The sequence below is a fragment of the Rhizobium sp. BK196 genome, from assembly GCF_014193255.1.
Classification (GTDB): domain Bacteria; phylum Pseudomonadota; class Alphaproteobacteria; order Rhizobiales; family Rhizobiaceae; genus Rhizobium.
This window is the reverse complement of sequence record NZ_JACHZB010000008.1, coordinates 131517-145418: the sequence shown is the minus strand read 5'-3', so window position 1 is coordinate 145418 and position 13902 is coordinate 131517. Positions and strand designations below refer to the sequence as shown.

13 protein-coding genes are annotated in these 13902 nt (G+C 59.7%); 1 reads left to right on the top strand and 12 read right to left on the bottom strand.

Annotation, left to right across the window (positions count from 1 at the left end):
- Window positions 1–14: 14 nt before the first annotated feature.
- The 3 genes from FHT78_RS23610 to FHT78_RS23600 form a co-directional block, all read right to left on the bottom strand.
- Window positions 15–1178 (bottom strand): carbohydrate ABC transporter permease, encoded by a 1164-nt coding sequence (locus tag FHT78_RS23610; protein ID WP_183748998.1) that lies wholly within the window; start codon window positions 1176–1178, stop codon window positions 15–17.
- A 1-nt stretch (window position 1179) separates the two neighbouring features.
- Window positions 1180–2193 (bottom strand): sugar ABC transporter permease, encoded by a 1014-nt coding sequence (locus FHT78_RS23605; RefSeq protein WP_183748997.1) that lies wholly within the window; start codon window positions 2191–2193, stop codon window positions 1180–1182.
- A gap of 171 nt (window positions 2194–2364) precedes the next feature.
- Window positions 2365–3726, bottom strand: coding sequence for an ABC transporter substrate-binding protein (locus FHT78_RS23600; RefSeq protein WP_183748996.1), 1362 nt, complete (start codon window positions 3724–3726; stop codon window positions 2365–2367).
- Between the two features lie 297 nt (window positions 3727–4023).
- Between FHT78_RS23600 and FHT78_RS23595 the strand changes: the two genes are divergently transcribed.
- Window positions 4024–5049, top strand: coding sequence for a substrate-binding domain-containing protein (locus tag FHT78_RS23595; protein ID WP_183748995.1), 1026 nt, complete (start codon window positions 4024–4026; stop codon window positions 5047–5049).
- A gap of 14 nt (window positions 5050–5063) precedes the next feature.
- On the opposite strand, the gene folD is transcribed toward FHT78_RS23595, so the two are convergent.
- The 9 genes from folD to flhA form a co-directional block, all read right to left on the bottom strand.
- On the bottom strand, window positions 5064–5963 hold the full coding sequence (gene folD, locus FHT78_RS23590; RefSeq protein WP_183748994.1) for a bifunctional methylenetetrahydrofolate dehydrogenase/methenyltetrahydrofolate cyclohydrolase FolD: 900 nt from the start codon (window positions 5961–5963) through the stop codon (window positions 5064–5066).
- A gap of 120 nt (window positions 5964–6083) precedes the next feature.
- Entirely contained in the window at window positions 6084–7862 is a 1779-nt protein-coding gene (locus FHT78_RS23585; protein WP_183748993.1) for a succinoglycan biosynthesis protein exop, read from the bottom strand.
- A 121-nt stretch (window positions 7863–7983) separates the two neighbouring features.
- Complete coding sequence (locus FHT78_RS23580; RefSeq protein WP_183748992.1) at window positions 7984–8832, bottom strand: WecB/TagA/CpsF family glycosyltransferase; 849 nt, start codon at window positions 8830–8832, stop codon at window positions 7984–7986.
- 290 nt (window positions 8833–9122) lie between these two features.
- Entirely contained in the window at window positions 9123–9665 is a 543-nt protein-coding gene (locus tag FHT78_RS23575) for a hypothetical protein (RefSeq protein WP_183748991.1), read from the bottom strand.
- Window positions 9665–10030: a hypothetical protein gene (locus tag FHT78_RS23570; RefSeq protein ID WP_183748990.1), complete on the bottom strand. Its 366-nt coding sequence runs from the start codon at window positions 10028–10030 to the stop codon at window positions 9665–9667. Before FHT78_RS23570 ends, FHT78_RS23575 begins: the two co-directional genes overlap by 1 nt.
- An 11-nt stretch (window positions 10031–10041) precedes the next feature.
- Window positions 10042–10608 (bottom strand): rod-binding protein, encoded by a 567-nt coding sequence (locus FHT78_RS23565; protein ID WP_183748989.1) that lies wholly within the window; start codon window positions 10606–10608, stop codon window positions 10042–10044.
- A gap of 34 nt (window positions 10609–10642) precedes the next feature.
- Window positions 10643–11053, bottom strand: coding sequence for a hypothetical protein (locus tag FHT78_RS23560; protein WP_183748988.1), 411 nt, complete (start codon window positions 11051–11053; stop codon window positions 10643–10645).
- 5 nt (window positions 11054–11058) lie between these two features.
- Complete coding sequence (gene fliR, locus FHT78_RS23555) at window positions 11059–11811, bottom strand: flagellar biosynthetic protein FliR (RefSeq protein ID WP_183748987.1); 753 nt, start codon at window positions 11809–11811, stop codon at window positions 11059–11061.
- A complete protein-coding gene (flhA, locus tag FHT78_RS23550) occupies window positions 11808–13895 on the bottom strand; it encodes a flagellar biosynthesis protein FlhA (RefSeq protein ID WP_183748986.1) in 2088 nt (695 codons plus the stop codon). Before flhA ends, fliR begins: the two co-directional genes overlap by 4 nt.
- Between the last annotated feature and the right edge of the window lie 7 nt (window positions 13896–13902).

Sequence of the window (13902 nt, the reverse complement as noted above, 5' to 3'; positions counted from 1 at the left end):
CGTCTTGGGATGGATCAGCCTCCCTTGACCGACCCAGCCAGCAGGCCGCGCACCAGATAACGCTGCAGCGAAAAGAAGACGAGCAGCGGTATGATGATGGTGACGAAAGCGGACGCCGTCAGGATTTCCCAATTGCCACCACGCGAACCGAGCAGCGCGTTCAGCGCCCCGGTCAGCACGAGGTGGTCCTTGTCGGTGCCGAGGAAGACCATGGCAACGAGCAGGTCGTTCCACACCCACAGGAACTGGAAGATCGCGAAGGATGCGAGCGCGGGGAAGGACAGAGGCAAAACGATGCGGGTGAAGATCTCGAAGTCGCTCGCGCCGTCGACGCGGGCGGATTCGATGATCTCCTTCGGCAGGCCGGCAATATAGGCCCGCAGGAGATAGATGGCGAGCGGCATGCCGAAGGCGGTGTGCGCCAGCCAGATGCCGGGATAGGTCTTCGACGGCTGACCGATCGCGGTGCCGATCTCGTTATAGAGGCGCAGGAGCGGGATGAGCGACATCTGCAGCGGCACGACGATGAGGCCGACGACGAGTGCAATCAGCAGTGCGCGGCCCGGAAACTCCATCCAGCTCAGCGCGTAGGCGGCAAAAGCGGCGATCAGGATCGGGATGATGGTCGCCGGAATGGTCACGGTCAGAGAGTTGATGAAGGACTGGCCGATACCCTCGCTCGTCAGAACGGTCTTATAATTCGCGAGCGTGAATTCCGGCGGAGCCGATGCCGCGACATAGATGCGGCGCGGACGTTCATCGGGCGAAAAGGCGACATTCTTCATGTAGCGGTAGCTGCCGTCGCTGTTGATGAGCAAGCTTTCGCCCTCGCCGAGGTCGGCGGTCTGACCGGCCTCGAAAGCCGAAGGCTGCTGCACACGTACGCCGAAGGCCTTGACCGAGCGACCAGCCTGATCGGCCAGCACATTGCCCGTGATGACGTAGATATCGCCTTCCTGCTTTGCCTGATCGGGGGTGCCGAGGCGCGCGGCCACCGTCTGCGTGGAGCCGGCAAAGGCGGTCCACCAGCCGGAAACAGTGATCTGGTCCCTGTCGCGGAGCGCACTGACGAAGATGCCGAGTGTGGGCACCAGCCAGACGATGACGATGACGAGAACACAGAAGTGGACGAAAAGACGGGCGGGGCCAATCTTGAAGTAACGTGCAGCGGTCGTCATCTCAGCGCCCCCTCAGCTCAGCGTTGGCGCGGCGCACGTTCCACACCATGATCGGCGTGACGGCGAGCATGATGATGATGGCGATGACGGCGCTTCGGCCGGAATCGCCGCCGCCGCGGAACAGCCAGTTGAACATCAGGTTCGCCAGCACCATGGTCTGCCACTGGCCGTTGGTCATGGTGAGCACAATATCGAAGACCTTTAGGACAAGGATGGTGATCGTCGTCCAGACGACGGCGATCGTGCCCCAGATCTGCGGCACCATGATGCGCCAGAAGATCTGCCAGCCATTGGCGCCATCGATGACAGCGGCCTCGATCGTCTCTTCCGGGATGCCGCGCAGTGCTGCCGAGAGAATGACCATGGCAAAACCGGTCTGGATCCAGATCAGGATCACCATCAGGAAGAAGTTGTTCCAGAAGGGAACAGAGATCCAGACCTGCGGCGTGCCGCCGAAAGTCTGCACGATGGCGTTCAGGAGGCCGATCTGCACATCGTTGCCGCCGCGATACTCATAGATGAACTTCCAGATGACGGAAGCACCGACGAAGGAGATCGCCATCGGCATGAAGACGATGCTCTTGGCGATATTGCCCCACCAGATGCGGTCGGTCATGACGGCGATGACGAGGCCGAAGAAGGTGCAGGCAGCTGGCACGACTGCAAGCCATAGAATGTTGTTGAAGATCGACTGGCGGAATTCGCGATCGTTCAAGGCCCACAAGTAATTGGTCGCGCCCACGAACTCATTGCCCGACCGGTCGTAAAAGGACAGGATGAAGGTCGCGACAACAGGATAGACAAGGTAGACGATCAGCAGGAAGAGCGCCGGGAAGAGAAATAGCCAGGGGCGGATCATCGCGCGCCGGTTCAGATTGCGCGAGGCCTGACGGATATCGCCGTCCTTCACCGGCAAGGCGAGATCGAGGATCTTATTCGAGAAAAAGAAATAGGCCGAGCACGCGAAAACGGCGACGACCACGACGCCCAAAGCGGACACTATCTGCGACAGCATTTCGTCCCTCCCCTGCTTCCCTGTCTTATTCTGAAGGGTTAACGCCGGATATCGTCAATAGAGCTGATGTGTTTGACCACAGGATCCGGCACAACCGGGCTCCCCCTCTGGAGCCCGGCCGCTCATTCCGGTGATGCCGCCGGTTACCCGGCGGCATGGATTGTCATGAGATTACTTGATGCCGTCCCAGGCGCTCTGGATTTCTGCTGCAGCGTCCTGAGCGGACTTGCCGCCGACGAAGTCGACCATGCCGGTCCAGAAGGCGCCGGCGCCGATCTTGCCGGGCATCAGGTCAGAACCGTCGAAGCGGAAGGTGGTAGCCGAGGTCAGGATCTCACCTTCCTTCTTCATCTGCTCGTTAGCGTATGCATCGACGTTGACGCCCTTGTAGGGGGTCAGGAAGCTCGACTGCGCCATCCAGAGCTCATGAGCAACGGGCGTCTTCAGGAAGTCGACGAAGGCGCGAGCCGTCGGAGAATCCTTGGCGATGGTAACGAGCGTGCCTGCACCCAGAACCGGCTTGCCCAGATCGGCATGTGCAGCATAGGTCGGCATGTAGAAGAAGTCGGCATCGGTGCCGAGCTTCGTTCCCTCAGGGAAGAAGGACGGGATGAACGAAGCCTGGTGGTGCAGGTAGCACTTCGGCGGAACAGCGAAGAGGCCCTTCGGGCTGTCGCGGAAGTCGGTCGAAGCAACGGCCGCAACGCCGCCGTCGACATACTTTTCGTTCTTGGCGAACTTGCCGAATTCGTCGATCGCGGCAACGACGGCCGGATCGGTGAACTTCACTTCGTTGGTGGTCCACTTGTCGTAGACGTCAGGCTTCTGGGTACGCAGCATGATGTCTTCGACCCAGTCGGTCGCCGGCCAGCCGGTTGCGCCGCCTGAACCGAGGCCGATGCACCAGGGGACACCGCCGTCCTTGACGATCTGGTCGGTCAGAGCGTGCAGCTCTTCCATGGTCGTCGGAACCTTGTAGCCGGCTTCCTGGAAGTTTTCCGGCACGTACCAGACGAGCGACTTCACATCGGCTTTGTACGGGAATGCATAGAAGGCTTCCTTGCCATCCTTGCCCTTGTAAGTGCCATAGCCGACCCAGCTGTCGCCGGCGCCGTAATTGTCCTTGACCCACTTGGAGGTATCGTCGCCGAGCGGCGTCAGATAGCCCTTGCCGGCGAGATCGGCCAACAGACCCGGCTGCGGCAGGATGGCAATATTCGGAGGCGAGCCTGCCTGTGTATCGATGACAATCTGCTGTTCGTAGTTTTCAGAGGAAGAATACTTGGCGTCGATGCCGGTCGCCTCGACGAAGTAGGCGAGGATGCTCTGGAAGAAGGCTTCGTCTTCACCGCGCCACGGGCCGAAGATCGTCAGAGGCTGTCCCTTCAGGTCGGCATGGGCAGACTTGAAGTCATCATAGCTTTTCCAGTTGAACTTGGAGTCCTGGCCCGGCGGAAACTTCAAATCCGCGGCCGACGCAGCGCCGGCAAAAAGCGCAGCAAGTGCAACACCCATCAAGAATGACTTTTTCATGTGATCAACCTCCCATCACAATCCGATAGCGCAGAATTTCATTCAAAGGAAATTTCAAAGCGCTTTGACAACGCAACTCATTCACTTTCAGCCGAATGAAGTCAAGCCATTTTGCGAAAACAGCGGGAGTACCGCCGTCGTATCGCGCTGCAGCAAGGCGTAATGTGGGAATATGGAGCGATTTTTCTTGAGTCAAGCGCAGCAGATGCTACATATTTTAAAGCGCTTTGGAAGCCATTGGGAGGCGGCGACCACTATTTTGACGGCCACAGGGCAGGCCGGGAGGAAGCATAGCAGGTGAATCTCAAACAGCTATCGGAATTGCTGGGGCTTTCGCAGACAACTGTGAGCCGCGCGCTTAACGGCTATCCCGAAGTCAGCGAGGCGACCCGGGAACGCGTGCTCCGGGCAGTCAAGGAAACCGGATACCGACCCAACAAGGCCGCCCAGCGACTTGCCACCGGCAAGGCCGGTTCGATTGGCCTCGTCATGCCGACAGCGCCCGGTCATCAGTCGGACGTGCATTTCGGCGAATTCCTGGCCGGCCTCGGCGAGGAAGCGGTGCGCCACGACTTTCACTTCGTCATCATGCCGGCAGACCCCGACGATGAGGTCGCAGCGCTGCGGCGCCTGGCGATAAGCGGCAATGTGGATGCGCTTTTCGTAGCCTATATGCGCGGCCACGACCCGCGGCTCGCCATGCTGAAGTCCCTCTCCATGCCCTTCGTAGTGCATGGACGCTCCTTCGGTTCGGAGCCGGACTATCCTTATCTCGATATTGACAATGAGGCAGCTTTCTACGAGGCGGCGAGGCTTCTCCTGCAGCTTGGCCATACGCGCTTTGCGCTGATGAACGGGCCGGCGCATCTCGATTTCGCCATTCGCCGCAGGAACGGCCTCATTGCGGCGCTCGACGAACGCGGGCTCGAGCTTGCGGAGGACTGCACGAGCCATACTGTGATGTCGGATGAAGAAGGGCTGATCGCCATGGAGCGCTTCCTGCAGCTTGCCGAGCGGCCGACTGCCATTTTATGCTCCAGCACGGTTCTGGCTCTTGGCGCAATCCGAGCGGTCAATCAGGCCGGGCTGAAACTCGGCGAGGACATATCGCTGATCGCCCATGACGACGTGCTGCCGCTCTTAAAGCCGGAAAATTTCTCCGTGCCGCTGACGACGACGCGTTCGTCACTGCGGGCCGCCGGCGTGCGCATCGCGCAGCGGCTCATCGGCACAGTCAAGCAGGCGGGTTCCTTCCCTGAGCAGGAACTCTGGAAGACCGAGCTGATCGTCAGAGCCTCGACAGGCGCCGCGCCCCAGAGTTGATCAAAAGGGGCTGATCAGAATACCGGCGGCGTCAGCCCTGCCGAGCGGTGAGCTGCAATCACGGTATTGGCCATCAGCATGGCGATCGTCATCGGGCCGACGCCGCCCGGAACCGGGGTGATGACGGCAGCAACCGAAGAAACCTCGGCAAAGGCGACATCGCCGACGAGGCGGTTCTTGCCCTCGCCCCGCTCGGGGGCGGCGATGCGATTGATGCCGACGTCGATGACGGTGGCACCCGGCTTGACCCAATCGGCTTTGACCATTTCCGGACGACCGACGGCCGCCACCAGAATATCAGCGTTGCGGCAGATCTCGGCGAGGTTCTTGGTGCGCGAATGGACGATGGTGACCGTCGCATTGGCATTCAGCAGAAGCTGCGCCATCGGCTTGCCGAACAGGTTGGAGCGGCCGATGACGGTGGCATTGAGGCCGGAAAGGTCCTCACCGTGGGTGCGGCGGACGAAAACCATGGCACCGGCCGGCGTACAGGAGACGAGGCCGGTCTTCAGGTCGCCGGTCGCAAGCTTGCCGGCATTGACGACGCTCAGGCCATCAACATCCTTCTCCGGCAGGATCGACTGGATGATCGGCTCGCTGTCGAGATGTTTCGGCAGCGGCAGCTGCACGAGAATGCCATGGATCGACGGATCGGCATTGAGCGAAGCGACGAGGGCGGCAAGCTCCTCCTGCGTCGTCTCGGCCGGCAGCGTGTGCTGGACCGATTTGAAGCCGCATTCCTTGGCCATGCGGCTCTTGGAACTGACATAGGTGTGGCTCGCCGGATCGTCGCCGACGATGATGACCGCAAGGCCTGTCTGGACGCCTTTGGCGGCTTCCAGCGCAGCATTTGCCGATTTCACGGTTTCGATTACGGATGCGGCAACCTGCTTGCCGTCGATTACTGTCGTCACGCGTCTTCTCCGCCCAGTTTCGCGCCAGTCTATTCGCCCGCGGCGGGAATGATTTCCCGATAACGCCCTATCTCGTTTAAAAACGGCAAATGCAAGGGCAATCTGCGGTCGGGCGCTCGCCTACTGGGAGACCTGGTAGGAATAAAAGCGATCGCGCAAGCTGGCGATCTGCGATCGCAGTGCATCGACCTCGTCAGCCACCTGCGGGAAGAGTGCCGGCTCCGGTACCTGTGTCAACGCCGGGACCTGCGCAAGTTCGGGCACAGGGGCGAGAATTGGAGCCTGAACAGGAACTGCGACCGGCGTCCGTTCGAGCTGCCGCCGGAAGAAACGCGGCACGAAGGCGAGGCCGAGGCCTGCTGCCAAACCGGCAAGGCCGCCGACCAGGGCGTCGAAACCGAAATTGCTGTCGCCGGAAACAGGCAGCACGAGAGCGGGCTTGCGAACCGTCACCCGGCCATCGCCGACGGCACCTGTCGTGGAAACTTCCTCTTCCAGGCGCGAGCGGGCGGCAGATGCCTTTTCCCGCAATTCGGTCAGCTTGGCGAGATCGACGCCAGTGTCGCGACTCTGGGCAATCAGCGCGTTGCGGCGGTCACTGAGCTGCCTGCGCGCATCGACGGCAGCCTTGGCTGCTGCATTTGCGTTCTGGGCGAGGCGCCCCAGTTCCTTGCCGATGCTGTCCTTCAGACCGTCGACCTCAGACTGCTGCTGGAGCAAGCGCGGATGGCGCGGCCCTAGGTCTGCCGAAAGCTGCGCGAGTGCGGTCTTGGCGAGCGCGTATCTGTCGCGCAGATCCTGTAGGGCGGGCGAGATCATATCCGGGGCGAGCGAGCCTTCCAGCACATCGGCGAGCTTGGCCGCCTTCAGCTTGTCGGCCTGTTCCTTGGCGGTCAGGATATTGTTGTCGGCATTCTTCAGATCGCTATCGAGCCCGGCTATCTGGCGCTGCAACTGCGTCGCGACCTTGACATTGCCCTCGCCGTTCTTCTGGCCGAAGGCTGAGAGCTCTGCCTGGGCCTGATCATTTTCCTTCTTCAAGGCAGCGGCCGTCTCGGCCGCCTTGCCTGCGGCGCCGCCGCCGGTCACCGCATCGGACAACCGCATGGCGATGCGCGTCGATTTGTTGCCATCGCCTGTCGTTACCATCAGACGGATCGTGCCAGCGCGGTCGTCGGGAATAATCGCCACGGCAGATTTCAGCGCGGCCTCTGCGCGCGATGCCGGATCGGCGGCGGCACCGCTGCCGGATAGAAGATCGAAGGCGATGCCAAGCGCATTGGGGCTGTTGCCGGCAAATTCCGGATCGCGGTCCAGCTTCAGTGCCGCAACGGCAGAGGTGATGACAGGTACCGATAAGAGCCTTTTGACGGTATCCCCAACGAGTGCAGCCCGGTTGCCTGCGTCCGCATCCACGGCGAGCGTCGTTTCGGCTGTGTAACGCGCGGGCGAGGACGGCATCAGGACAGGGGTGGCAGCACCTCCGAACGAGAGGGCAGCAACGATGAGAGCGCTCCTGCTCCAGTTCGAGCGCCGTATTTCGCCTGAAATCGGCGAAATGGGTGCTTTTTCAACGGGAGCGACGCGGTGAACCTGAACCACTTGCGTCGTTAGCTCTGGTGCAGGACGAGAGGGTTCAGATGCGGAAGCGAAGGCGATATCGTTTGCAGCCTGAAGGCGCGAGCCGAGGATCGTTTCGATCCGGTCCACCAGCGGTTCAGTCTGCCGCGCTTTCGCACGCTGTTCGTAGAGCAGCCGGCCTATGGCGCGCAGCAGTTCGGCTTCGGAAGGACGGATCTCCGGCGGATGGGTGTTCTTTTCGGCATAACTTTGCTGCTGGCCGCGCGAAGAGCTGGTTGCGCGATCATGGAAACTGCTTTTCGCCCTGGAATCGTGCATTGGCGTCACATCTCATGCGCATGATGGCCGAGTTCGCTCAACCGCGCTGACGCGGAGGATTAAGCTACTCTAAATATACATGGCAAAGAAATGGTTAACCGGAACCTGCAGAAATCTGTAATCAGCCGGCCTTCTTCATCTGCTCGATTCTCTTCTGTTCGTCCCCGGCGTGCGCCCGTTCAACCGGCTGACTGAGAATGCGTGCGCGCCGGCTGAAGCGATACTGGAAGACCCGGAAGAGGAAGACCGGAATGCCGAGAATATAGCGGCGCCAGAGGCGCGCCGGCTCCTGCACCAGACGGTAGGCCCATTCCAGACGCATCATGCGCACGGTCTTCGGCGCGCGTGGTACAGTCCCCGAAACGAAATCGAAAAGTGCACCGACCGTCAGAACGAGACGCGCGTGATCGGCGCGGATATTCTGGTGGACCCATTTTTCCTGCAGCGGCGTGCCCATGCCGACGATCAGGATATCGAGCTTCTGGCGCTCCACCTCGGCGATAACAGGTTCGGGATCGGCCTTGTCAAAAAAGCCGTCGGAAATCACCAAGAATTCGTGCCAGGGTGCGTGCCTGGAAAAGTTCTCGGCCGCTTTCTCAACGACTGCGCGCGCGCCGCCGATCAGGCCGATACGACGCGGCGTTTCCATGAAGGTCAGGAAGGCCGGCACGAAATCGGTGCCGTTCAGATTGGCGGGAAACGGCGAACCATGCGTGACCTGAGATGCGATATTGAGGCCGATACCGTCGGGGAGCACGAGGTTGTGCGACATGATCTGATAGTACTCATCGTCGCGCAGGGCCGTCAGCATGTTGTGGGCGTTGACGAAGCAAACCACGGTCTGCCCGACGGGAATGGAAGCCAGTTCGTTGATGAAAACCAGCGCGTCGTCCCAGCCGAGATCGCAGACCGGCAGATCGAAAATCGTCCGCCGCGATGCAAGCACCGCGAAGTTTGCAATCAGATTCATTCCAACCTCCTGCCGAGGGTGCGTCATGCGCCCGACATCCTGGAAAATAAGCCTACGTTTCCGCAGCGGAGGTCGTGTGAGGACCAGCAGCGTCCTGCCTGAAGCGATCTCCCCCAGCCCCGTGGCGGCCATCCTCCCAAGCTTGTGCCGGCGTTATATCAACTCGGTTTCAAACAACCCTTAGGAAAAATCCTTGAATTTTCCTGCGCGCATAAGTCGTTCGTTAACCAAGGCGAGAACGCAGAAACGGCGCCTTTCGGCGCCGTTTCTAACTGGTCGGCCGACGGTGATCAGTGACCGGCGGCTGGAGCCGGCGTTTCGGATGCAGGTGCGGTCTCGACGATCTTGACTGTCGCGCCGATCTTCTGCGGCTTGCTGCCCGAATTTTCCTTCACGTCTTCCTTCGAGAGATAGTCGAGTTGTTCCAGCATGACTTCGGCCACATATTCGCCGCCAAGACGTTCGTTCATACCCTTCTTGATCTCCGCGCGGAAAGCCCCGGGATCGAAGGCCTTGACGTTGGAAACATCGATCATCTTGTTGCCGACGAGCAGGCTGAAGAGTTCGTCGGTCGTCATCTCCGTGATCGGCAGATTGAGGCCGGCGATCATATCCTTGTGCATCATGAAGGAGATGCGGCCGAGGAAATAACCGTTGACCGCACCATTGCCGATGACAGGCACAGTGATCGTCTCGCCCTTTACAAGTTCGAGCGCGCTTTGCTTGGTATCCGCAACAGCCGGCGCCGGCGCAGTCGCCATGTTCACCGAGAAATAGACCGATGCCAGCGTGACGGCGCAGACCCAGACGCCTGTGAGGACGAGCTTGATCATCAGTTATCCCGCGCGACAAACTGTTCCTGGGAATAGGTGCCGTCAGCATCGGCATCCTGCACGGCATTCTTCAGAAGATCGGCAACGGCGCGAACTGCCTCCAGATGCGCTTCGACGCGACGGGCGTTCAGCACCAGCTTCTTCTTCAGACCGTGAAGCTGGTCCAAATGCGAAGCGGCAAGTTCGGCCGGATCGGTGTCGCGAAAGAGCATCGAGAGCTCGTACAGGCACCGGCTCTTATGCGCATTGGAGACCTTGAGATCGAATTGCGGATCGCTGCCGATCCGGTTGTTCTCATTGTCGATTATCATTTCGAGGCGCCCGAGAACGGATTTGATCCTGTATTCGTTCGAAACTATTTCCATTTTATCCTCGATCATGCGTCGCTTGTTGCAGACTTATTGTCGGCAGTGGGAGTCCCGAAGGTCTTGCGTTGAAATTCATCGATCATGCTCATCGCGGTCTTGCGATCGTCTTCATCGGTGGAGGCATTGACGATCTTGCCCTCCTGGCGATGGAGCTGCTCGGCATACATTTGCTTGGCAATGCCGATACCGTCGCCCTTGGCCATGACGTTGCCGAGCTGCTCTGCCATCATGCCCTTCCAGATGTCGCCCGTTGCGCCCTTGCCGAAGACATTCTCGGCCTCGCTCGGCAGCATGGACTTTACGAAGTTCTGCAGAACCATGGCCTCGAACTTCCGGTAGGTTTCCGGTACTTCCTCGGTTTTGGTGCGGTTCTGGATATTGTTCAGGCCACTTTTCTGCTTGACGTGGTCGAGAATGTCGACTGCGGAAGAAAAGCCGTTGCCGCTGTCGGCCAGACTTGTCGCAGCAAAGGCCGCGCGGTTGGCCTTCAGCTTTTCCTGGGCAGCCTGGACCTCCATGGGGTCGGCCGCCTTGACGACGTCCATCACCAGATCGCTGGGGGGTGAAATTGCCACGTTACAATCCTCTAATGTAAGATCGTGGCGATTATTATTTTTGAAGCTTGCTGGAGGCTGGCGTTGAGAACTGCTGATCGATTACGTCGTAGACGGCATTGTCATCTGCCTCGCGACGCTCGGCCTGGAGGGCATCGAGCCTGTTTTCTTCAAGCCGGTCGCCTTTTGCGCGCTCGCGCGTCAGACGCATTTCATGCACCTGCTGCATGCCGGTCAACTGCTGGTCCTTGATGCTCAGCCTGCCGAATCGATCGGCATAACTCTGCGAAAAAGCACGATGGATGGGGTCCAGCGAACCCAGCGCAAGAATGGCGACATCCATGGCCGCATTGACTTCGGCGCGCTGGCGGCTGGTTTCTGCGAGATCGTACTCCGCCATCTTTTCAAGGTGCCGCTGTACCGCGACCAGACGCTTGAGCTTGTCGGAGCGCTTCTTCTCGATCATCGCCCTCACCTTCCCACGTATAGTGCTGCGAAGGATTGGCCGAACTGGCTGATCATTGCCGCGATCGAGAAATAGAGCAGGAACAGGCCGCCCATCAGTAGATAAGGCGTGGAGATGAAGTAGACCGGAATCTGCGGCGCGAGCTTGTTGATGAAGCCGATCGAGACATTGAAGATCAGTCCATAAATCAGATAGGGGCTCGAAAGCCGCAGCATGATGTAGGTGGTCTGTTCCAGCGTATCGGTGAAGGTGATGAGCGTGGCCCGCATCTGCATTAAGCCGCCGAAAGGCATGGTCGTGTATGAATCGATCAGCGCGCGGAAGACGATGTGATGGAAATCCATGATGAAGAGAACCATCAGGCCGGTCATCATAATGAAGGCCGTCAGGCTGATTTCGGCCGAGTCTTCGACGACATCAGTCGTGCTTGGCTGCGTGTAACCAACCATCATGGAGACGATAGAGGCCGCGAACTGCAGGCCGAGCGTATAGAGGCGAGCGAGCATGCCATACATCACACCGATCAGCGATTCGCTGAAAATCAGGCCGATATAAGTGCCGGAACTGGTGTGAACGGACGGATAGACCGTGTCCCAGAGCACCGGCAGCACCGCAAGCGAAAGTCCGCCAGCGATGAAGACACGCAATTGCTCCGGCACACGGGCGGAAGAAAAACCCGGAAGGGTCAGCACGCAGCCGCCGATCCGGCAGAAAACCAGAAACAGCGCCAGAACTGTCCCTTGCGGGTCTGAAATCATGAAATCGAGCCCAAAATCTTGATTTCGATGCCCTTGGCCAGTTCCACATGCGACAGGACGGGAAGCGTTGCGAAGAGTCGCTCGATGATCATACGGACATAGGAGCGCGTTTCGGGTGACGTGACAAGGGCGAAAGGCAGGCCTCTATCCATGAATTCACGGATAACCTTCGTCGCCTGCTCGCTGAACTCTTCCAGCGTGCGCGGGTCGATGTCGAACTCGACGACTTCGCCCTTCGCATCGCGCTTGAGAGCCTGGTGGAAGGCAAGGTCCCATTTGCTGCCGAGTCGCAAGACGCGCAACACGCCGTTGTCGGCAAGGTCGCCGCAGAGCTGCTGGGCCATGCGGATGCGGACGTGCTCGACGATCTGCTCGGTCTTCCTGACATGCGGGGCAAGTTCCGCCACGGCTTCAAGGATGAGGTGCAGGTTGCGGATCGAGACGCGCTCGGCAAGAAGCAGTTTCAGTACCGCCTGCAGCCCCGAATACGACATGTGGGACGAGCAGATTTCATCGGCGAGCTTCTTGTATTCAGGGTCGAGGCGATCGATCAGGATCTTCACGTCCTTATAGGAAAGAAGCTGCGGCAGATTGTTTCTGATAACCTCGCTCATATGCGTCAGCACGACCGAGACATTGTCGATCGGTTGGAAGCCTTCGCGCTTCAGATCGTCGGCGAAGTTTTCGAGGATCGAAACCGCCGGCATGCCGAAAGCGGGTTCGCGGATTTCGTCGCCCGGAATGCTCGGCTTGCGGCCGGCACCGGTGACGACGAGAACTTCGCCGACACGCAGCAGGTTCGAGGCGACGGTCGTGCCGTGGATACGGATCTGGTAGGACTTTTCGGGAATGCCGATATCATCCGTCACCTTGATTTCCGGCACGACGAAACCATACTGCGTCGCAAACTTCTTGCGCATCTTGCCGACGCGGAAGGCGAGCTCCTGATGGGCACCCAGAAGGCGGGTCGAGACCATCTTGCCGAGAGCAAGCTCGATTTCGGACGTGCGGAGAACTGACTTGACCGAGTCCTTTTCGAGTTCCTTGTTCTGGACGACCTTCTTTTCTTCAGCTTCGCGGCGGACCTTGTTTTCCGCTTCGACCTGACGCGGGATGAACCAGGCACCGAAGGCGAGAAGACTGCCGAGGATCACGAAGGGGACAAACGGCAGGCCCGGCATCAGGGCCAGGACGAGCATCAAGACGGCGGAGACGGAGAGCGCACGGGGATAGCCGCTCAGCTGATTGACGACCGCCTGGTCGGTAGAGCCGGTGGTGCCGCCGCGTGAGACGAGCAGGCCTGCGGCGAGTGAAACGATGAGGGCCGGCATCTGCGAGACGAGGCCATCACCGACCGACAGCTTGACGAAGACATCGGCCGCTTCGCCAATCGGCATGCCGTGGCGGAAGTAACCGATGATGATGCCGCCGAAGACGTTGATACCGGTAATGAGAAGACCCGCAACCGCGTCACCGCGAACGAACTTCGACGCACCGTCCATGGCACCGAAGAAGGAGCTTTCTTCTTCCAGTTCCCTACGACGGCGCTGGGCTTCCTTCTCGTCGATGATACCGGCAGACAGGTCGGCATCGATCGACATCTGTTTGCCCGGGATGGCATCCAGGGTGAAACGCGCGCCGACTTCCGCGATACGTGTGGCACCCTTGGTGATGACGATGAAGTTGATGGTGATGAGGATCAGGAAGACGATCAGACCGATGACGAAGTCGCCGGACATGACCAGGCTCGCGAAGCCGGCAATGACGCCGCCTGCAGCGTCGTGCCCTTCGTTGCCGTGCGAAAGGATGACACGCGTCGTCGCAATGTTCAGTGCCAATCGCGTCATCGTCGCGATCAGAAGAATGGTCGGGAAGGACGAGAAATCGAGAGGTTTCTGGATCCATAGCGCGACCATAAGGATCAGCACCGAGAAGGCGATCGAGAAGGCCAGTCCCATATCGATCAGGAACGGCGGGATCGGCAGAAACAGGATGCAGATGATGCCGATGATGCCCATGGCAAAGCCGACATCACGCAGGCTCGGAGCGACTTTCGGAAGGGGTAGTGCAGGTGGTTGCGCCATAGCGATT

Excerpts from the sequence above, each read along its gene's own strand:
- FHT78_RS23580 (WP_183748992.1), bottom strand. The coding sequence starts at position 8,832 with ATGAATCTGATTGCAAACTTCGCGGTGCTTGCATCGCGGCGGACGATT.
- flhA (WP_183748986.1), bottom strand. The coding sequence starts at position 13,895 with ATGGCGCAACCACCTGCACTACCCCTTCCGAAAGTCGCTCCGAGCCTG.
- FHT78_RS23575 (WP_183748991.1), bottom strand. The coding sequence starts at position 9,665 with ATGATCAAGCTCGTCCTCACAGGCGTCTGGGTCTGCGCCGTCACGCTG.
- FHT78_RS23600 (WP_183748996.1), bottom strand. The coding sequence starts at position 3,726 with ATGAAAAAGTCATTCTTGATGGGTGTTGCACTTGCTGCGCTTTTTGCC.
- FHT78_RS23610 (WP_183748998.1), bottom strand. The coding sequence starts at position 1,178 with ATGACGACCGCTGCACGTTACTTCAAGATTGGCCCCGCCCGTCTTTTC.
- fliR (WP_183748987.1), bottom strand. The coding sequence starts at position 11,811 with ATGATTTCAGACCCGCAAGGGACAGTTCTGGCGCTGTTTCTGGTTTTC.
- FHT78_RS23585 (WP_183748993.1), bottom strand. The coding sequence starts at position 7,862 with ATGCACGATTCCAGGGCGAAAAGCAGTTTCCATGATCGCGCAACCAGC.
- FHT78_RS23560 (WP_183748988.1), bottom strand. The coding sequence starts at position 11,053 with ATGATCGAGAAGAAGCGCTCCGACAAGCTCAAGCGTCTGGTCGCGGTA.
- FHT78_RS23570 (WP_183748990.1), bottom strand. The coding sequence starts at position 10,030 with ATGGAAATAGTTTCGAACGAATACAGGATCAAATCCGTTCTCGGGCGC.
- FHT78_RS23605 (WP_183748997.1), bottom strand. The coding sequence starts at position 2,193 with ATGCTGTCGCAGATAGTGTCCGCTTTGGGCGTCGTGGTCGTCGCCGTT.